The organism is Rhodomicrobium lacus (assembly GCF_003992725.1).
Classification (GTDB): domain Bacteria; phylum Pseudomonadota; class Alphaproteobacteria; order Rhizobiales; family Rhodomicrobiaceae; genus Rhodomicrobium; species Rhodomicrobium lacus.
Genome location: NZ_RZNF01000002.1, coordinates 305,708 through 324,949, shown reverse-complemented (window position 1 = coordinate 324,949; position 19,242 = coordinate 305,708). Strand labels below are relative to the sequence as shown.

The 19,242-nt window shown below is 64.2% G+C and carries 15 protein-coding genes; 3 read left to right on the top strand and 12 right to left on the bottom strand.

Annotated elements, in window-relative coordinates:
* Positions 1–81: 81 nt before the first annotated feature.
* The 3 genes from aguB to EK416_RS02225 all read right to left on the bottom strand — a co-directional run bounded on the left by aguB (position 82) and on the right by EK416_RS02225 (position 3,980).
* A complete protein-coding gene (aguB, locus tag EK416_RS02235; protein ID WP_127075859.1) occupies positions 82–936 on the bottom strand; it encodes an N-carbamoylputrescine amidase in 855 nt (284 codons plus the stop codon).
* Entirely contained in the window at positions 936–1,961 is a 1,026-nt protein-coding gene (locus EK416_RS02230; protein WP_127075858.1) for an agmatine deiminase family protein, read from the bottom strand. The genes aguB and EK416_RS02230 overlap by 1 nt, the downstream gene beginning before the upstream one ends.
* A 108-nt stretch (positions 1,962–2,069) precedes the next feature.
* Entirely contained in the window at positions 2,070–3,980 is a 1,911-nt protein-coding gene (locus EK416_RS02225; protein WP_127075857.1) for a hypothetical protein, read from the bottom strand.
* 242 nt (positions 3,981–4,222) lie between these two features.
* Here EK416_RS02225 and EK416_RS02220 point away from each other — a divergent pair, with 242 nt between their 5' ends.
* Positions 4,223–6,124: a potassium transporter Kup gene (locus EK416_RS02220; protein WP_127075856.1), complete on the top strand. Its 1,902-nt coding sequence runs from the start codon at positions 4,223–4,225 to the stop codon at positions 6,122–6,124.
* 102 nt (positions 6,125–6,226) lie between these two features.
* Here EK416_RS02220 and EK416_RS02215 read toward each other — a convergent pair whose 3' ends face one another.
* Positions 6,227–7,969 carry a cyclic nucleotide-binding domain-containing protein gene (locus EK416_RS02215; RefSeq protein WP_127075854.1) on the bottom strand — a complete coding sequence of 581 codons (1,743 nt, stop codon included), beginning with the start codon at positions 7,967–7,969 and terminating at the stop codon, positions 6,227–6,229.
* Between the two features lie 444 nt (positions 7,970–8,413).
* Between EK416_RS02215 and EK416_RS02210 the strand changes: the two genes are divergently transcribed.
* The gene (locus EK416_RS02210; RefSeq protein WP_127075852.1) at positions 8,414–9,028 is read left to right on the top strand and encodes a peptidoglycan recognition protein family protein; all 615 of its coding nucleotides are present in this window, start codon (positions 8,414–8,416) and stop codon (positions 9,026–9,028) included.
* Positions 9,029–9,227: 199 nt separating this feature from the next.
* Entirely contained in the window at positions 9,228–9,533 is a 306-nt protein-coding gene (rpmB, locus tag EK416_RS02205) for a 50S ribosomal protein L28 (RefSeq protein WP_127075850.1), read from the top strand.
* 396 nt (positions 9,534–9,929) lie between these two features.
* On the opposite strand, the gene pdeM is transcribed toward rpmB, so the two are convergent.
* The 8 genes from pdeM to EK416_RS02170 all read right to left on the bottom strand — a co-directional run bounded on the left by pdeM (position 9,930) and on the right by EK416_RS02170 (position 18,866).
* Entirely contained in the window at positions 9,930–10,682 is a 753-nt protein-coding gene (gene pdeM, locus EK416_RS02200; RefSeq protein ID WP_164729815.1) for a ligase-associated DNA damage response endonuclease PdeM, read from the bottom strand.
* A 280-nt stretch (positions 10,683–10,962) separates the two neighbouring features.
* On the bottom strand, positions 10,963–11,892 hold the full coding sequence (locus tag EK416_RS02195) for a 4-(cytidine 5'-diphospho)-2-C-methyl-D-erythritol kinase (RefSeq protein WP_127075846.1): 930 nt from the start codon (positions 11,890–11,892) through the stop codon (positions 10,963–10,965).
* Between the two features lie 216 nt (positions 11,893–12,108).
* Positions 12,109–13,935 carry a tetratricopeptide repeat protein gene (locus EK416_RS02190; RefSeq protein ID WP_127075844.1) on the bottom strand — a complete coding sequence of 609 codons (1,827 nt, stop codon included), beginning with the start codon at positions 13,933–13,935 and terminating at the stop codon, positions 12,109–12,111.
* 215 nt (positions 13,936–14,150) lie between these two features.
* Entirely contained in the window at positions 14,151–14,276 is a 126-nt protein-coding gene (locus tag EK416_RS18070) for a hypothetical protein (RefSeq protein WP_281023850.1), read from the bottom strand.
* Positions 14,277–14,333: 57 nt separating this feature from the next.
* Positions 14,334–15,257, bottom strand: a complete 924-nt coding sequence (gene bchO, locus EK416_RS02185) for an alpha/beta fold hydrolase BchO (RefSeq protein ID WP_127075842.1) — start codon at positions 15,255–15,257, stop codon at positions 14,334–14,336.
* A complete protein-coding gene (locus EK416_RS02180) occupies positions 15,254–17,068 on the bottom strand; it encodes a magnesium chelatase subunit D (RefSeq protein WP_127076336.1) in 1,815 nt (604 codons plus the stop codon). The genes bchO and EK416_RS02180 overlap by 4 nt, the downstream gene beginning before the upstream one ends.
* The gene (gene bchI / locus EK416_RS02175) at positions 17,068–18,096 is read right to left on the bottom strand and encodes a magnesium chelatase ATPase subunit I (protein ID WP_127075840.1); all 1,029 of its coding nucleotides are present in this window, start codon (positions 18,094–18,096) and stop codon (positions 17,068–17,070) included. The genes EK416_RS02180 and bchI overlap by 1 nt, the downstream gene beginning before the upstream one ends.
* A complete protein-coding gene (locus tag EK416_RS02170) occupies positions 18,093–18,866 on the bottom strand; it encodes a YihY/virulence factor BrkB family protein (protein ID WP_164729814.1) in 774 nt (257 codons plus the stop codon). Before EK416_RS02170 ends, bchI begins: the two co-directional genes overlap by 4 nt.
* Positions 18,867–19,242 lie beyond the last annotated feature (376 nt).

The window sequence follows — 19,242 nt, the reverse complement described above, 5'->3', positions numbered from 1 at the left end:
GGCTCGTCCTTGCTCTTTGGACGGGCCATATTCATCGTTCAGCACGAACGGAACGGGGCGCAGCGCGCTCCTCTTTCCGTTTCACTCCACCAACCCGCCATAAAGCCCCGCGCGCCGATCCCGGAAAAAACCCCAGTCGGCGCGGTATTCCTCGATTTCCGCGAGGTCGAAGCTCGCCACCAGCACGCCCTCGTCCGTGTCGCCGAAATCCGCCACGAAGGCGCCCGTGTGGTCGGCGATGAAGCTGTGGCCGTAGAAGCACTGCGCCGCGCCGTCGTTATCCTCAAGCCCGATGCGGTTCGCCGCCACCACGGGGATGGCGTTCGATACGGCATGGCCCTGCATCGCGCGCTGCCAGCGGCGGTGCGTGTCGAGCGCGGTGTCGTAGGGCTCGGAGCCGATGGCGGTGGGGTAGAACAGCACGTCGGCGCCCTGGAGCGCCATGGCGCGCGCCGCTTCGGGAAACCACTGGTCCCAGCAGATGCCGACGCCGATGGTCGCGAAGCGCGTCTTCCACGCCTTGAAACCGGTGTTGCCGGGGCGGAAGTAATATTTTTCCTGATAGCCGGGGCCGTCGGGAATGTGGCTCTTGCGATAGACGCCGAGCACCTCACCGTCCGCGTCCGCGATGGCGACACTGTTGTAATAGGCGGGGCCGTCCTTCTCGAAGAAGGAGATCGGGATCACGAGCCCAAGTTCCCCGGCGAGTTTCGCAAGCGCGGTCACGCAAGGGTGCTCACGCGCAGGGTATGCCGTGGCGAACCATTTCGGGTCCTGCCGCGAGCAGAAATAGATGCCCTGGAACAGCTCCGACGGCAGCACCACCTGTGCGTCGAGCGCGGCGGCTTCGCGGATGAAGAGTTCGGTCTTCGCGATGTTCTCCGCGATATCCGGGCCGTAGGCGGTCTGGATCGCCGCGACTGTAAGCTTTGCCATCAGGCCGGTTCCTGCTGAGTGATGCAATGGAATGAGCCGCCGCCCGCATCGCCGAAGCCGAGGAGCCCGCGCGAGGGCACGCCCGCGACGCGGCGGCCCGGGAAAACCTCGCGGAGCGCGCCAAGCGCCGCGTCCTCGGTGGCGGTGCCGTAAACGGGAACCACGACGACGCCATTCGCGATGATGAAATTCATGTGCGAAGCGGGTGAGATTTCGCCAATCGGGTTTCGGTAGCGGCCGACGCCCGGCACGCGCACCACATCGAACTTGCGTCCGAGGGCATCCCTCGACGCTTCGAGCGTGGCCGCAATGGCGTCGAGCGTCGCGGCGTTGGGATCGTCGTCGCCTGCTGGCGCTTGGCAGACGACGACGCCCGGCGCGACGAAACGCGCTATGTTGTCGATATGGCCATCGGTGTGGTCGTTCGCCAGCCCCTCGTCGATCCAGACGATCTTTTTCGCGCCGAGCGCCACGCCGAGCGCCGCTTCCGCATCGGCTCGGGTCCAGCCGTTGCGGTTGGGGTTGAGGGTCGTCTGGCGCGTGGTCAGCACGGTGCCCTGCCCGTCATGATCGATGGCGCCGCCTTCCAGCACGAAATCGAAGCGGCACACGGGCGCGCCCGCGCGCCGTGCGATCTCGTCGCCGACGGTCGCGTCGTCCGGCAGGTCGAACTTGCCGCCCCAGCTATTGGTTGCGAAGCGCAGCGCGATCTTTTCGCTTGTGCCGTCATCGTGGGAGCGGCGCGCGAAGATCGGCCCGGTATCGCGCAGCCAGATGTCGCCGTAGCGCGCGGGCACGATTTCAGCCGCGCCGCCGAGCGCCGCGCGCGCCGAAGTCTCCGCCTCCGTGCCGTTCACGAGAAGCCGCACCGCGTTGCCGTCCGCCAGCGTTCTCACGAGCGCCGCCACATCGCGGCGAGGCGTTTCGAGATCGCCATTCCATTCGCGCGGATCTGCGGGCCATGCCGTCCATATTGCCTTTTGCGGCGCCCACTCCGCCGGTACCGAAATCGTATCGCCGCCCATCGCTCTCGTGTCCTTCTCTCATGCCGACATCTAACGCGTCTGCCGAGGAGTTCAAGCCGACAAGCAGGCGGCGCTCATGAGATCGCAACGCCCGGCAAGCGCGAGCAATCACGCCCGCGCCGGTCGCCGCCGCTCATGGAACCACACACGATAGTCCTGCATCTTCGTCCGCTGGGCCGCGGGCGCGCGACGCTTGCATGTCGAGGCCTCGTCGGTTCCTTCCGCCGCGGCCCAGCGCAATTCCACACAATCGTTGACATTGTAAGCCATTTCCAGCGCCACCGACCGCTCGACCACGTCGCGAAGGGCAAGCGTCCATGGAGAACCATCGCTTCTCGTGTAGGAGAATGTGCGGCTCGAAAGCTCCGATGCGAGGGTGTTTTCGAGCTCGGCTTTTACGTCCGCCGCGCTCTTGTCCTTTGGCATGGCGTAGCGCTCAGGGCGCCGGGCGACGCGATCCGGGAAGCCGCGCGCGACATCGATTGCAATCAGAAGCCGCAAATCGCGCGATGGCGTCGCGAAGTCCTCCCACGCACCCGCGGCCTCGAAGATCGACGGGCCATCGGGCATCTCGGCATCTCCGCGATTGCCGCTCTGGAACTTCCGGCCGTTCTCGACCGACGTTATGCGCGCCTTGACCTGCTCTTCGAGCGCGGCGATCACCTCCAGCAGGGCGCGGGACGGGTCCAGCGGCTCCGGCGACATCACATCTTCCATGCGGTCGTAAAAGTCTTCGACGCCGAGCCGGGACTGATCGAGAGAGAAGTCGCCATACTGTGGGCTGTTCGAGATTTCGACGTTCGATAGACGTCTCAGCGCGCCGCCATCTTGCACGATCGGCCGGAAACGCTTGAACCCCGGGCTTCCAAGCGCGGGATTTTGCGCAAACAGGAAGTTGCCGCGCCAGAAGCGCTTGCGGGCGACGGTGCCGTCCGGCTGTCCATCCACCGCGAGGAAGACGCCGGCCCTTCCTTCGGACTGTGGCACATGCTTCACCAGCATGAGCACATGCCCGTAAGGGTCGGCATAGATCGTCCCGGGCCGAAGCGTCTGCGCACTGAGCGGCACCGGGTAATAATCGGTATTGCTGTCGTTGGCCGAGGTGCGCGCGGACCCGGAATGGACGCCATCGGCCACGGCGGGGAGATAACGCGCGAACGACGCGGCGAGTCCGAGTTTTTGCGGCGGTGTTCGGGATGGCGGCGCTGGCTGGCGGAACAGCACCGGCAAGGGCGACGCGCCGTCCGGCCTCGGCGGCCGCGCCGGCTCGAAAGTCCGGATGTTCGACCACTCGAAGCACCGGGGCCCATCACCGCCGCCACCGCGCGAGCATTTCGAGAAACCGAACGGCAGACCCATCTTGAAGGCGAAATAAGCGCGCAGAAAGTAAGGCAGATCGGCGCAATCGGGCCGCATCACGATGCCCTTCTCGTCCTCGCGCAGCCCCAGATGATTGAACAGGAGATTGCGGGACCGGTCGCGCATGACCTCGTGCAGGACGGGCCAGGACGGCGAAGCGTCGAGAGGTGCATCGAAGAGCGTCTCGATCCAGGCCGAATAGAGGTTTTCGGTCGCACGATTCCAGGTGGCGCGCAGAGGCCACACGCCGGGGTCCCCGTTTTGTGGCGCCCCCAGCTGGCGGTCGCGCACGACGATCTCGCGGATAACGGCCTCGCAAGAGCCGGATGAGGCGAGCTTTGCCGTCCATGTCCCGGCAGCCGGAGAGGCAACCTCCAGACTCCAGAAATAGGGCGGCCCGCCGCGCCTATCTTCCGTTTTTACCGCAACCACGCCGCCGGGCGCCACGAGCGACAACTCTCCGGCGATAGGCTTCTCCGACGCAAGGACGACGCGCAGAGGCGCCCCCTTCCAGGGTGAGAGCGGGGAACTCAGCACCGCGATGTCGGATGCGTCCGCGCACCCGTTTCCAAGCGGCTCCGCAGCCGCCGGAAGACAGACCAAAAGAGCGACCGCGAGAGGAAACAAGATCTTGGCGATAAGCCTGCGCGCTAAGAGCACTGTAGCCCCCCTTTCTGATGACCTGGGGGCAAGCTATTCGGTGTGGCTTGAGTGAATCTTGTCCGAAGATGTCCGCTTTTACAAGCGAACCAAATAGCCTTTTGGCGCCCGCCGCAGCGGCTCTATCAAAGCCGTAACCTCGGTGTCATAAAGCTGGATCTCAAGCGAACACGGATCGTTTTTTCGGGGGACGTGTTTGCGATAGCCTGACGATTGAACGGCGGCGACGAGGGGCATCGCAGATGGCGACGGAAGCATTGACCAAGGCCGAGCCGCAAGCGCTTCGCAACGCAGCCCTCATCGGCGCGCTCGGCATCGTGTTCGGCGACATCGGCACGAGCCCGCTCTACGCTTACAAGGAAGCATTGAAATCCGCCGGCGACATCGATTCGCTGAGGCATATCGCTTTTGGCTGCGTGTCGCTGGTCTTCTGGGCGCTGATCATCGTCGTCTCGATAAAGTATGTGCTTGTTATCATGCGCGCCACGAATGACGGCGAGGGCGGCATCATGGCGCTGACGGCCCTTGCCACGAATGGCCTCAAATCCGAGCGGGCAAAAGAAGCCGCGATCCTTGTCGGCCTCGTCGGCGTCGCGCTGTTCTACGGCGATTGCATCATCACCCCGGCGATCTCGGTGCTCTCGGCGGTCGAGGGGCTGGAAGTCGCCACGCCCGTATTCAAACCGTATATCGTGCCCATTGCGGTCGGCATCCTCGGAGGCCTGTTCCTGCTGCAGTATCGTGGCACGGCCACCATCGGGCGCGTGTTCGGCCCCGTGATGCTTGTCTGGTTCATCGTTATCGGCGCCGCCGGCCTTCCTTATATCATCGCGAGGCCGGACATTCTGTTTGCGATCCATCCGTCCTACGGGCTGGATCTGATCGCCACGCATGGCTGGATCGGCTTCCACGTGCTCGGCTCGGTCTTCCTGGTGCTCACAGGTGCCGAGGCTCTTTACGCGGACGAGGGCCATTTCCAGGGAAAGGTCATCCGTATCGACTGGTTTGCGGTGGTGCTTCCCGCGCTTCTCCTCAACTATTTCGGCCAGGGCGCGCTCGTGATCGAGTATCCGGAAGCCCGGGACAACCCGTTCTTCCATCTGTTTGCCGACTGGCTCACCTATCCTGCCGTTGCGCTTGCCACCGCGGCGACCATCATCGCAAGCCAGGCCGTGATTTCCGGTGCCTTCACCGTTACGCAGCAGGCCGTTTCCCTCGGTTTCATGCCGCGCATGGAGATCCGCTTCACCTCGAAAACCGAAGCGAGCCAGATCTACATTCCGCAGGCGAACTGGATCCTTGCCGGGGCTGTTCTCGGGCTCATCCTGTATTTCGAATCGTCGTCCGCCCTCGCAAGCGCCTATGGCCTCGCTGTCGCGGGAACGATGGTCACATCGACGTTCCTCGTCGCCGTGGTCGCTCGCCATGTCTGGGGGTGGAGCCTTGTTCGAACTTCCCTCGTGATCGCCTTCTTCCTGACCATCGATCTCGCGTTCTTCGGCGCGAACCTCATCAAGTTTTTCGAGGGCGGCTTCCTGCCGGTGCTTGTCGGCGCGGGGATTTTTGCGGCCATGGTCACATGGCGGCGCGGCCGTTCGGTGCTGAACCAGCGCATCGCGCGCGAGAATCCGCCGTTCGACGATTTCTGGGAAGAAATTCGCGGCCCCGATATCTGCAGGGTGCCGGGCATCGCCGTCTATCTGACCAGCAGACCGGACCGGATTCCCCCGTCGCTGCATCTCAATGTGCGGCATAACAAATGCCTGCATGAAACCGTGGTGCTGCTGACGGTGATCACCGAGCGTATTCCTCGCGTGCCGAAGGAACGGAGAGCGTTCGCCGAGCAGCTTCAGCATGGATTTATCCGCGTCGTCCTGCGGTTCGGTTTTGCGGAGCCGCCAAACGTGCCGCGCGCGCTGAGACGGGTGGCGGCGGAGAGGCGGGCGGAGCTGTTCTTCGATCCGGCGGCGGACGTGTCCTATTTCGTGGGCCGCGCGATCCCGGTGCCGTCAACATCCCCCGAGATGTCGACGGTGCAGGAACAGATGTTCATCATCCTCACGAAGAACGCCACGACAGCCACGAACTTCTTCTGCATCCCGACCGAGGACGTCGTCGAACTCGGCACCTTCATCGAGATCTGAGACCGACTCGTTTTCGCTTTCTCCAATCGCACCTCTCGCCCTACTCTTCGTAGTGACGCGATTCCGAACGGGGAAACCGGTTCTCGGTTTTCCGGAATTACTTCATGGCGCCCGCGTCTTCTCGATCTCGGCGGACATCCAGTCGAACGCCGCGTCTCTCAGTCCCGCCCATTCGCCCCAGTCCATGGGGTTGATGCCATCGGCAACGGGTATGGCATAGGTAAGAGGCGCGCCTTCGACGGAACGTCGCCGCCGTGACGGATACGCCCCGAGCGCGGTTTCGATGCGTAGACGCTTGTCAATCGGCCCCGGAGACTGGAACGGCGCCAGCCGGAACTGGGAGCCGCCCACGGCCTGACGGTAGGACATCGGCGACGGGCCCAGTCCGGGCACGGCGGGATAAAGAAGCACGGGCGGCGCGGGCGAAAGCCGCTCCGCAGCTTCGAGAAGGGCCTCGATCTCGCATTCGCCGCTGACCAGTATCGCACCGTCTTCCGTTATGAGCGGCGGGAGCAGCCCGGGCGGCAGAAGCCCGGCGCGAACCGCGACATGGAGGCCGCCGCCGCAAAGGATGGCGGGCGCACCCGTCGACAGCGAGAGGGAAAGCGCCGTGAACGGCCTCGATGCGAGCGCGATGTCGAGCCCGGCCAACGCAGGGCCAAGCAGCGCGTCCACCGGCGAAGCCTCGTACAGGCCAGCCTCGATCCGGCCGGCTCGTTTCCACAAAAGCGGGTTGGCAAGCTCGCGAAAAAGGTCTTCGGCATCTGCCAGCGTCACGCCGCATGCGAGCATGCCTGCGGGCAGAACGGCGCTTCCGGCAACGGCGAGCGCAGTTGCGGGTGTGCCGCTCGCCTCGAAAGCCTGAAGCGCGCCGAGGATCGCCGCCGCATAGACGCCGGTGCTTGTGGCCGCAACGGTGTTTCCGCGCCCGAGCAGTGCGCTGGCAAGCTGCGTCGTTGCGCGAGGCACGGAGAAATCGATGAAGAGCGAGGCGCGGTAGGGCCTCGCCGGCAGCCATTCCGCCGCCTTCCTGTTCTCGATTCCGTCGCTGGCGATGATGAGACTGCAGCGGTCCGGCCCACGCAGCTCGATGGCGTGGCGTTCGAGGTCGGAAAGCGCCGTTGCGCTGCCCTGCGCCAGAAAGACGATATCGTCGGCCTCGCCTGCGGCGTCCGCCGCGAAGGCGTCATCGGAGCCGTTGGCGATCACCACCGTGACGTCAAATTTCAGTTCCTGTTCCTGAAGCCAGTGGGCCATCGCCGGATCGTCGAAGGCGAGCGCGCCGGGAAGGCCGCCGCCGAACGTCTCCCGCCGAAGCACACGAACCTCGGCCATCTCTTCCAAAGCGAGAAGCAGCGCGTCGAGCTGGGCTTCGTTGAGGCGCGCATTCGTGCCCGCCGGGCAAATGAGAAGGCGCGGCGACGGCTTTACGCGGCTAGCCGCCGCGCCGCGCCTCTCGAACGCATGCGAAAGGCACGATCCGATGAGCGCGGGCATCGCGGCGAATTCGGCGACAAGGTCATCCCAGGCGATGGAGAGAAGCACGGTTTCGCGCAACGCTTCATGCGTCGACGAAGCAGGACCACGCCCGAAGAACGCCGCCGCCTCGACCGCATCGCCCTGCCCGGTCTCATGCCCCGAGGCGCCGCCCTCGCGCGCCTTCAGACGCCCCGAAACGACGATCGCCAGATCGTCGACGGGCTCTCCTGCCATCGTGGCTGTCTCGCCTCGCCCGAGGACGCGCAGCGACGTGCACGCATAGAGGCGCTCAAGCTCGGTGACGCTTAGCCCCGCAAAGGCCGGGAAAGCCGTCAGAAACCGGAACGTGCGCGACGCCTTCTCCATGCCCTCCCCTTTGAGTGGTTCCGATAAGATGTCACCATCTTACGATCGCCAAAGCGGTCTCTACCTCAAGCGAGGCAGATACCGGTTCCCTGACAAGAACAGCGTTCTGGTCGGTATTTAGAGGCTCATACCCTTTCAGACGAACGCGAACAGGCTGCCTCCCCCTTTTCACCGCATTGTATGCGATTTTTCCGAAAGCGCAGCGGCCCTTATTCCGCATGGGGGCGGTACGCCGGTTCGCACGGGACTAGGCACGAAGCAAGCGTTACTCCGCTGACACCACCTTACTTTTTCATCGTGAAATCGGTCCTCAGCCTTCCACCCGGATGGCGATACTGTTAAGACGATGCAAAATGAAGACGATGCGCGCCGGACCGGCACACCGGCCGCCCCTCCGTGGATGTATTTTTGGGCACCAGACTTCGCCATAACCGGCTCCGGTTCATGCGCGCGCTTGTTTTCTGCGCGGCTGTGCTCGCTTTTTCTCTCGCGTTCCCCCGGCTTTCGGCCCTGGCGGGCAGCTCAGCACCGGACATCGTTACCCGCGCGGCGTGGGGGGCGAAGCCGCCGAATTACGCCCTGATGCACGATCAGAAGCCCGCTGAGATCATCATTCACCACACCGCGAATCGTCAGCAGCCGAGGATCAGTCTCGAAGCCAAGATGCGGGGACTTCAAGAGTTCTCGTTTTCGCCCGGCCGCGTGGGCCTTTTGCCGAAACCTGCCTGGGGCGACGTCCCCTATCACTATTACGTCGACGTTTCGGGGCGGGTCGGCGAAGGCCGCGACCTGACTTTCGCCGGCGACAGCGTGACCGCTTTCGACAATGAGGACCGTATCCAGATTGCTGTCGAAGGCGATTTCGAGCGCGAGCAGCCGTCACAGGCCGAGGCCGAATCGCTTACCCGGCTCGTCACGTGGCTCGCCGCCTCGTACGGCATCCCCGCGAGTGCGATTTTCGGACATGGCGATTTCGACCAGACGAATTGCCCGGGAAAAAATCTCAGGCCGATTCTCGAAGAAATTCGTGAGGCCGTGCGCGCGACGCAGGCGCGATAGCCGCATACGCGCTTGTTTTGCCACCCACAAGCCTCAGAATTGGCGAAAGGTTCGGGTTCCGCCGGTCAGGAGCCGTTTTCAACTCCGCAGCGCGGGCACATCGCGCACAGGACGCTTGACCGACGTTGTATCAGAGGTTACATGAACCCAAGCTAGGCGAGCACGCCATTACTTCCAATTCCAATATCTAGGTCCGATCATGTCGCGCCAGTGCGAACTCACAGGCAAGGGTGGCCTTGTCGGTCATCTCGTTAGCCACTCCAATATCAAGACGAAGCGGCGCTACCTGCCGAACCTTTGCAATGTCACGCTCATCAGCGATGCGCTCGGGCGCGGCGTTCGTCTGCGCATCAGCGCGAACGCTCTCCGCTCCGTCGAGCATCGCGGTGGCCTCGATGCCTTCCTGCTGAAGGCTCGTGACGAAGAGCTTTCCCTGAAGGCACGTCGCCTGAAGAAGGAAGTCTCGAAGGCCCGCGCCGCCGCTGCGACCGAGACGGCTGCGTAAGACGCATCCCCTCAACGCGCGCCCGAATGAACCGTTGGTGCGCGGACGAGGAACGTCTCAGGCATTCACCAGTGGTGATCCGCTGCTGCGGGCGCAATCCGACAAAGACAGTCTCGATGGCCGGGTAATCCCGGCCATTTTCGCGTGCGGGTTTCGCCCGCTTAACAGCGTCTCGCGGCAAATCAGACGCGTCAGGCGCTCGGAGTTCTGGTTGTCGATCAGCTTCGCCCCATCAAATCCGGCTCGATTTGACGCGGCGCTCTTGAGCGCGTCCGATTGAGCGCTTCTGATTCGATCAAGAGCGGATACGCCCCAGACCTGATTTCACCTCCACGCCAGCTCCTTCCATGATGACGCGCGCCCCGACGTTCCAGGCCGCAAGGCGGGGTGGGCGGCTCACGCCACCCGCCAGACCTTATCGCCATGCAGCATGAACAGGCGCGGCTCATTCCCATGCAGCGCGCGCAGAACCGGCGCGGCGCAGGATAGTCCTCCGGTATAGGCGCCGAAAGCAGGCAGAATCATCAGATCGTCGGACACGCAAAAGCATGGACCGGAAAAGCTGGCGACGCCCGCATTGAGCCGCGCCTTCGGATGGAAATGGCCGACGATTTCAGGCGTGAGGCGCTTCGTGCCCGGCTGGTGGTCTTTATCCGGCTCATGGCGGAGCACGACGCCGTCGACACGCAGTTCCATCACCCGAACGCCCTCGCAGAAATCTGGCGCGTCCGGATCGTGATTGCCGCCGATCCAGATCCATTCGTCTGCCAGCGCGCAAAGCGAAACAAGCGCCGCGCGATCCGCCGCCGCCATGCGCGCCCCCGCCGCGCCATCGTGAAAGCTGTCGCCGAGGCAGACGACGCTCCGCGGACGCCAGGCTTCGACCACGCGCCGGAGACGGGCGAGCGTATCGTAACTGTCGAGGGCGGGCACGAGACGGCCGCGCGCGGCAGCACCCGAGCCTTTTTCAAGATGGAGGTCGGAAACGATCAGCATCCCGCACGCGGGCACATAGGCAGCGCCCGAACCATCGAGGACGATGCCGAGCCCCGCAAAGCGAATTGAGCGCGAAGAGCGCCCTGCCCCGCCAGCCGAGCTTGCAGGCTGCGCGGTTAGAACGCTTGGTTGCGTCTTTGTCGGTGCTCGCAACGCCGCCGCTCCCTGAAGCGGATAGGACCGGATGGAAACAACCCGATCGGTGAAACCGTCATCTGACTTCAAAGCGGAGCCGTCTTGCCGGTGCAATTAGATCGGAATCGGGCTCCAGGCGCATGAACGGAAAACATGGATGCCTGTTTTGCGATGGATCATGCTCAAACAAAGACCGGATGCGGCGCTTCCAGACCCGTCGAGAGTGCGAACGGTGCAAGCGTTCAAGGACGGCGAAACTGTGCAAGCCCCCATCTTCAGCGCCATTCGCCCTTCGGGCCTAAGCCAGAACGGTCGGCGCCACCCACCAGTTTGGATGTGCCGCCGCCAGAGCGCCAGCCGCCGCCTTCGCCTTCTCGGCCGAGACGAACACGCCGAAACAGGTGGGCCCGCTACCCGACAGGCGCGAGAGCACGCAGCCGTCGAGCGCGCGAACCGTATCGAGAACGCGCGCGACCTGCGGCTCAAGCGCGATCGCCGGTGCTTCAAGGTCGTTGCGGCCATGCGCGAGACATTCGGCGGCGCCTTCCGGCGAATCCCAATCCGTCGCAACCGAGAACGGCGCGTTTTCCTCACCCGATGCCAGCGGCCCGGCTGCGAGCGTACGGAACACGTCGGCCGTGGAAAGCTTGATACGCGGATTGACGAGGATGGCGGGCAGCGGCGCGACGCGCGGCACAGGCGTGATGCGCTCGCCGAGACCGCACATCCACGCAGCCCGACCGTAAAGGCACACGGGCACGTCTGCGCCGATCATCTTGCTTGCTTCGATGAACTCTTCGGGCTTGCGATTCTCGCCGTAGATCGCAACGAGCGCCCGAATGGTTGCGGCTGCGTCCGACGATCCGCCGCCGAGGCCCGCCGCCACGGGGATGTTCTTGCGAAGCCGGAAATGGCCGTGAATGTCCATGTCGAACCATTCGGCGACGGCGCGCTTGGCCTTCATGATGAGGTTGTCGCCATCGAGAAGCGGCGCGAATGCACCGTCGATTTCGAGCCGGTCGTCGATATCGGGGCTGAATTCCAGCTCGTCGGCCACGTCGTTGGCGAACACGACGAGGCTTTCAAGCTCATGATAGCCGTCCGGGCGCTTGCCCTTCACGTGAAGCGTCAGGTTGACCTTGGCGCGGGCGCGCTCGCGGATCGTCACGGGCCAGGTATCCTCATGGGCGGTAGCTTGGATGATGTCGGCTTCGGAAGAGTGAGTCATGGCAACCTTGGCTTACTCTGCGGATGTCGTGTGCCTGACTGTGTCGTGCGGGTCCGTATTGATGGCGACCTTATGGGATCTGCACCACACGACCGGACGCGCCGACGCGGGAAACCGCTCGACACGACGCCAGCAGCCCATGTCTAAGCGGCCTTGCCCCGATTGTCGACTCCGGCGAACGCGAGGCGCACCGTGCCGCATCCGGCGCTTTCCGACTTACGGATTTGCCGTCTCCTGAGGCTGCGGCTCGGACGCGACGGCGGGAACCGCCTCCGGGTGCGTCTGCAATTCCGCATGAGGGCCTGCTTCGTCCGGAAGTCCGGCTTCGAGCTTCTTCTTGATCTTGACCACGTCCTCAGGCTCGGGATTGAGGCTCAGCGCCTGCGTCCACTGGAACTTCGCTTCGAGCTTGCGCCCTAGCCGCCAGTAGACATCGCCGAGATGATCGTTCAGCGTCGGGTCTTCGGGCCGAAGCTCCACGGCCTTGTCGAGATGCTTCACGGCCTGCTCGTAGTCCTTCTGGATGTAATAACCCCAGCCGAGACTGTCGATGATGTAGCCGTCGTTCGGCTTCAGGCGAACCGCCTTCTTGATCAGCTCGAAGGCCTCGGGAATGTTGATGTTCTGGTCGAGCCAGGAATAGCCGAGATAATTGAGCACCGCGCCCTGCTCGGGGTCGAGGTCGAGCGCCCGCTTGAAATCCGCCTCGGCCTTGGCCCATTGCTTGGTACGCTCATAGGCGATGCCGCGCTGGTAGAAAAGCGACCAGTGGCGCTTCTCGGGCTCACCGATCAGTTCGATCACGCGCGTGTAATACGGGATCGCGGCCTCGTAGCGTTTCGCGGCGCTGTCGATGGAGGCGAGCGTCTGAAGAACGGACTCTTCCTTGGGGTGCTTTTCCGCAAGCGCCGCGAGCAGCGCCGTGGCTTCGTCCGTCTTTTGCAGGGCGTTGAGGTAGAGCGCCTTTCGTACCTGCGCGTTAAGCCGGAAGGGCGAGGTCTCGCGGATCCCGTCGAGCACCGCCACCGCCTTGTGATAATGTTCGAGATTGCCGTAGATTTCGGCGAGTTCGAGCTTCGCGATCTCGGATGCCGGGTTGAGATACAGCGCGAGGCGCAGATAAATCTGCGCGGCGTCGACGCCATTGTTCGAGGCGAGCACCTGCCCGATCCCGAGGAACGTCTCGGCAAGCCCCTCATCCACGGTCGAAACCATGAGTTTCGGCGTCCTGCCTGCCTTCAGATCCGCCGCCAGCGCAGATCCGAGCGGCGTCTCTTCGGCTCCGCTTTCCTTCAACACGTCGAGCGCCTGCTGCCTGTCGCCCCAAACGGCGAGGTGACGGGCGTAGCCCTCGGCGATGCGCATGTTCGTGGGCTTTTTCTCGTAGACGGTCTTGTAGGCTTCGGCCGCTGCCGCCTTCTTTTTCGCGACATCCGCGACGAAGGCGCGCTGGACGGTTTCAAAATGCGTGGCCCACGCCGCCTTGCTCGGCTGGGACAGAATGGCGATGGCCCGGTCGGCCTGGCCCTGCGCAACCGCAACCCAGGCGCGGGCGAGCTTCATCGTCGGCTCTTCGGGCGACGTGCCTTTCGCCGCCAGACGGAAATACTCGTCCGCCTTCGCGTAATCCTTGCGCTTGAACGCATCGAGGCCCAGAAAATCATATGCGATCGCGGCTTCGCCGGGCCGCTTGATCAGCCGCAGCGCGAGGGTTTTCGCAGATTCGAACTCGCCCGACGCCAGATCCAGCTGGAAGGCATCGTCGAGAATATCGGAATTCGACGGATCTTTCTGGAGGGCGCGCCGATAGTAAAGCGCCGCGTTCTCGCTGTCGCGGGCCGAGCGCGCCACATGCCCCGCCAGATAGCTCCCGAGAAGCGAATTGCTGCCATAGCTCACAGACCCGGTGGTGGCCTTCGCCTTGTTCGGCGCCGCCGCGTGCGCATCTCCCGGATACGCCGCCAGAGCGGCAAGGCAGACACCCAGCAGCGCACCCAAAGCACCGCGTGGCGAGATCCGGCGAACGAAATCCGATGTCAGCATGTCAGATGCCTGCAATGTCGTGTCCTGGTGTTTTGGCGATGAACGGCTTCGTCGGATCGGCAATGCCCTGGGAAGGCCGACTTAGGGACAGTTCTTTTCGATACGAGTCGAAACGCTACCCCCTCGACGCGTCACTGGCGAGGAGAGGTTCGCGCTTGAGGCACAAATTCGGTTTATAATGAGACGGAATAACGGCACCTGCGCAATTCGCGGCGCTATTCCCGTTTTGACGGCGGCTTTTCCTCGCGCGATTTTCGCAGATCCCGCCGCGTCTTGATGAGTTCGTAGATCGCGAAGGCGAGAACTCCGAGGACCAAAAGAAGCTCAGCTTCCACTCCCATGTGTCATCTTCCTTCGACGCGCGCACCCTATACGAAGCGCATTTTGGCGCCCTTTCGCTATTCGGCCGCCGGTTGCGCCACGGCTTCGTGCTCGCCATGCGCGAGTATCCCGTACCTTTCCGCTTCGGCAAAGACGATGTCTGCGGTTTCCTGCGGTTTTTCCTCGTGGGCGAGATGGCCCATGTGTCGCAAGAGGATGACTTTCGAGTCGGGAACCATGTTGTAGACCTTGAAGGCCACATGACTCGGCACGGCCTTGTCCTCGGTACAAGCGATGAGCGTGAGCTTCGTCTTGAGGTTCGGCAGGTCGCTCGAAAGAGAATGCAGATCCCAGTTCGCCATCATGCCGAGCGCGGATGCGATGTGCGTCGAATTTCCCAGAAGGAGCCCATATTGGGCAAGGCCCTCCGCATCGATCCGGGAGCCCGTCCCTTCAATCAGCCGGCGGACCGTTATCCGGTCGCGCGCCTTCCACGCGAAATAGCCGGGCACGAAGGGGTTCAGAAACAGCGCGCGCGCGATCATGGGGAAGAGTTGCGAGGCGATGCCCGGAAACGGAAGGAATGCGCCGTTCAGGCTGACGATCGCCTGCGCGCCGAGCTTGCCATCGAGCGCCATGCGGCAGAGTATCGCCGAGCCTGCGGAATGGCCGACGGCGAGCACGGGCTTGACCTGAAGGGTGTCAAGCAGCGTCGCGATCGACCGTGCCATATGCGGCAGCGTGAGCAGCGTCGATGTACGCGGCGCTTCGGTGAAACCATGGCCGGGAAGGTCGGGCGCTATCACGCGGAAGCGCTTCGCGAGAATAGGCGCGAAATGCCGCCAGGAGTGAGTGGAAGCGCCGGTACCGTGCACGAGCAGCACGGTCGGCCCGCTGCCCATCTCCTGCACATGCCAGCGCAGTCCGCCGGCAGACACAAATCGACTCGCGGCACGGTTCGGCCAATCGAGGCCGTCCCGCTCCCATTTCAACGCTGTCATCCCTTCGCAGCCATTTTCGCAGCCTTCGATATAGCGGCCGCGTTGGCGTAAGGCATTGGCACATAGCGCGCTGCCATTTCCTGCGCGAGCTTCTCAGCCTGCGCCTGCGGCCTCGGAGAGGTATCTACCAAGATTGTGGCGATACCTTCCGCGCGCAAGCGCCGACCGGCTGTGTTCGCGTCATTTTGAGCGCGCTCGCGGCCCGGCTTCCCGTCTGCCGCGATATTGGCTTTCCCGTCCGTTAAGAACACCACGAGCGGAGCGACGCCCCGGCGCCGGATGTTGAGCGCGAGCGCCCCCGCCGCATCGATGCCGGAGGCGAGAGGCGTTCCGCCGCCGCCGGCGAGCGCCGCGAGGCTTTTCTTGGCGCGGGTGAGTGACCGCGTCGGCGGCAGGAGGATTTCCGCCCGCGTGCCGCGAAAGGCCACGAGCGCCACCTGATCGCGGCGAATGTAGCACTCCGCGAGCAGAAGCTCGACGGCGCCCTTCGTTTCCGCGAGGCGCTGCATGGCAGCCGAGCCGGACGCATCCACGGCGAAAATGGTTGCGGTCTGCGAGCGCGCCTTGAGCCGCTTGATGCGAAAGTCGTCGCTTCTGACCTCGATCTTGCCGATGCCGCCGGTGTTTGCCGCCGCCCTTTCGAGCATCGTCTTGCGGATCTTCTGCCAGGGTGCCGCAGCCCGCAGCGTTTCGAGCAGGCTCAGCGGCGATCCGGGCTTCGGCTCGCCACGCCGCACGCCCGCCGGACGCCCGCGCGCGGCGTTGGTGCGCTCGGCACCCGCCTTGCCCATGGGCGCGGATGGCGGCACGCGAAACGGCTTCGCGGCGGCCTTCACGAGCATTTCCTTCGGCATGGCGGCAGCGGCGGCCGCGATGATCATATCGGTAAGCGCCTTGTCGTCGTCGGGCGCGGTCTCGTTTTCCCCGCTCTCGCCGCCGCCCTTGCCGTCTTCTTCCTTGTCGTCCTGCGGCTCGGGCGGGGGCGGCTCCGGCGGAGCCTGATCTTCCATCGGCTCCGGCATGCGCGTCGCGCGAGGCGCCAGCACAAACATCGCGGCAAGCCCCGCGTCTTCCTCGTTGGCCTCGTCGCGGCCCGCGAGCGCTGCGGACGCTCGGGCGGCGCGCACGGCGAACACCGGCGCGCGCATCGTCTGGACGCCGAACGACACGGCGGCTGAGACAAGGCCAGCGATGATGCTGTCCGGCACTACGACGTTCGGCAGTCGCGCCTGAGCCGCCTCGATCTCTTCGAGCGTCGTGTCGGACAGGCCGACATCGCGCCAGGTCACGTCGGTCAGGTCGATGCGAAGGCCGAGGCGTTCCAGAAGCGCGGCAGGCGGCGTTTCGTCGTCGCCCGCCTCGCTCTCGTCGAGAGCGATCACGCCGAAGCGCGCCGGATGCAGCAGCGAGGCCGCCTCGCGCTCCACATGCACCGCGCCCGCGTCGATCACGAGGCCGAGCCTAGAGGCAAGTCCCGCCTCCATGCGCTCGGCAGACGGGATCACGAGAAAACCACGGTCCATCTCTGCCAGAAGACCGCGCTCGGCGACGGGCTTGCCATGCGCGAGCGTCGCCGCGAGGTCGAGGCCGCCAAACAACCGCTCGTCCGCCGCATAAAGCGGCAGTTTGCGGAAGGGCGCCCAGCCGGGCACGATACTTCTTAGGAAGTCCATCCAGCTGTCGCGCACCGGCCCGTATTTCGAGGCGACGGCGATACCGCCAAGCCCCACCGGGTCCACGGCGAACAGGGAAGCCGCCATGACGGCCTCTTCCCACAGCGAGCGTTCCTCCGCCTCGCCGCCGCCGTTCATCATGCGCTGAACGCTTTCTCAAGCGCCATGTCGACGCGCACCGAAGAGCCCGCCTCGTCGAGCGGATCGCGGCGCAGACGGTGGCGGAGCGCGGACGGCGCGATGGATTTCAGATGCTTCTGCGTCACGGTTTCCGCGCCCTCATAGGCGGCAAGCGCGCGGGCCGCGCGCATCAGCGTGAGTTCGCCGCGAAGGCCATCGGTGCCGAGCGCAAGGCAGAGCTTCGCGGCATCTTCAAGGATCGAATCCGGCACGGCGATGAGGTTGACGCGCGCGCGCGCGGTCGCAACCTTCCTGCGGAGCTTGCGGTTTTCGCCGCGCCAAGCGGCAGCGAAACCATGCGGGTCGCGCTCGAACGCGTCGCGGCGGCGGACCACCTCGATGCGCGAGGGCAGATCCTGGGGCGTGCGAACCTCGACGGAAAGGCCGAAACGGTCGAGAAGCTGCGGACGAAGCTCGCCTTCTTCCGGGTTGCCCGAACCGATGAGCACGAAGCGCGCGGGATGGCGCAAGCTCATGCCCTCGCGCTCGACGACGTTCTCGCCGGAGGCGGCCACGTCGAGCAGCAGGTCCACGAGGAAGTCTTCCAGAAGGTTCACTTCGTCGATGTAGAGAAAGCCGCGATTGGCGCGGGCGAGCAGCCCCGTCTCGAAAGCCTTTTCGCCGCGCGTCAAAGCCTTTTCGAGGTCGAGCGCGCCAACGACGCGATCTTCCGTCGCGCCGAGCGGCAGGTCGACCACCGGCACGCGGATGAAGCGCGCGACGAGTTTCTCGCCTTCGCGCAGCTTCTCGCGGCACTCCTCGCACAAATTGGAGCCGTCCGGATCGCAGTTGAAGCGGCAGGCGCGCACGGCGCGAACCGGAGGAAGCAATGCGGCAAGCGCACGAACCGTGGTCGACTTGCCGGTTCCGCGATCGCCGAAAGCAAGCACGCCGCCAATCGAAGGATCGATGGCGGATATGATCAAGGCAAGCTTCAGCTCGTCTTGTCCAACGATGGCGGAGAAAGGATAAATGGGGCGGGTCATTGGCGTTCTTCTAGCGCGGTCTGAATTTGCATGTCCAGTTCTGCTCCCATGAGTGCGGCAAAAGCTGTCAGCCAGAGCCAGTAGAGCAGAATTACGACGGCCCCGAACGAGCCGTAGATCCGGTCGTAGGAATTAAACGCAGACACGTACCATGAAAAGCCCGTTGATGCCGCAAGCCAGAGCGCTGTTGCCGCAAGCGAGCCGAGCGAAACCCATCGCCAATGCGCGTCTTTCCGATCCGGTCCATAGCGATACACCACCGCAAGGCTGAAAGCCACGATAATGGCGAGCGCGGGCCATCGCGCATAATGCAGCACCGCGTTGGTGAACTCCGAGATCCCGAACAGGCGGAAGATGCCCGGTACTGCCGCGACCACGATGATATTGAAGGCAAGCACGGCCAGCGCGCCGAGCGTGAACAGGATCGCAAGGCTGTTGGTGTGCGCAAAACTCCGCGTCTCGGTGCGTCTGTAGACGATGTTGAGCGCGCTCATGAGCGCGTAGGCGCCAAGCCTTGCGTTGATGAATGCGAGTCCGAGAGAGATGATCGTTGCGAGCGAAAGCGACGTCGTGTTCTGGCGGACGAGCACCGCGACCTGCGCGTTGATCGCCTCCCACGCCTCCGTTGGCAGCAAGTCCTTCAGCGTGACGAGAAAATTCTGCACCTGCCCCGTCTCGGCGAGGAGACCGAAAACCGCGACGAAGAACACGAGGCCGGGGAAGATCGCCAGCAATGCATAGAACGCGACGCCCGCTGCGAGGAGGCTCACATTGTCCGCCGCGATCGATTTCCACACGCACACCAGAACATGAAGCGGCGTGTGCCGTCTCCGTTGCCTGGCGAATGCCAGTTTGGCAGCTCTGGCCCGGATATTGAACGACAAGGCGGCATTCCTCAGGGAGTCGCTGAACTTCGCATTCGAGCGTTTACGAAACGATGATTGGCCCAATGCGCGCCGTCTCGCAATCGGAAGCTTGCGCGCGCGAGCGCGGACTTGACCCTTCGCCTGGCTGTTCCCATAGTCCGGCATAGTCCCGCCTCCGCCTGCCGAATGCGCATCCCGTTGCCGCTTGCGCGCGATGCCCGAAACGAATCGAGGCTGGACAAGCTGCGGGTTTCCGTGCCCGTGGCTCGCCCGCCGCAAA

Bases quoted from the DNA above. Each gene is read 5' to 3' on its own strand.
- aguB (WP_127075859.1), bottom strand. From the start codon at position 936: ATGGCAAAGCTTACAGTCGCGGCGATCCAGACCGCCTACGGCCCGGAT.
- EK416_RS02230 (WP_127075858.1), bottom strand. From the start codon at position 1,961: ATGGGCGGCGATACGATTTCGGTACCGGCGGAGTGGGCGCCGCAAAAG.
- EK416_RS02220 (WP_127075856.1), top strand. From the start codon at position 4,223: ATGGCGACGGAAGCATTGACCAAGGCCGAGCCGCAAGCGCTTCGCAAC.
- EK416_RS02215 (WP_127075854.1), bottom strand. From the start codon at position 7,969: ATGGAGAAGGCGTCGCGCACGTTCCGGTTTCTGACGGCTTTCCCGGCC.
- EK416_RS02210 (WP_127075852.1), top strand. From the start codon at position 8,414: ATGCGCGCGCTTGTTTTCTGCGCGGCTGTGCTCGCTTTTTCTCTCGCG.
- rpmB (WP_127075850.1), top strand. From the start codon at position 9,228: ATGTCGCGCCAGTGCGAACTCACAGGCAAGGGTGGCCTTGTCGGTCAT.
- EK416_RS02195 (WP_127075846.1), bottom strand. From the start codon at position 11,892: ATGACTCACTCTTCCGAAGCCGACATCATCCAAGCTACCGCCCATGAG.
- EK416_RS02190 (WP_127075844.1), bottom strand. From the start codon at position 13,935: ATGCTGACATCGGATTTCGTTCGCCGGATCTCGCCACGCGGTGCTTTG.
- EK416_RS18070 (WP_281023850.1), bottom strand. From the start codon at position 14,276: ATGGGAGTGGAAGCTGAGCTTCTTTTGGTCCTCGGAGTTCTCGCCTTC.
- bchO (WP_127075842.1), bottom strand. From the start codon at position 15,257: ATGACAGCGTTGAAATGGGAGCGGGACGGCCTCGATTGGCCGAACCGT.
- EK416_RS02180 (WP_127076336.1), bottom strand. From the start codon at position 17,068: ATGAACGGCGGCGGCGAGGCGGAGGAACGCTCGCTGTGGGAAGAGGCC.
- bchI (WP_127075840.1), bottom strand. From the start codon at position 18,096: ATGACCCGCCCCATTTATCCTTTCTCCGCCATCGTTGGACAAGACGAG.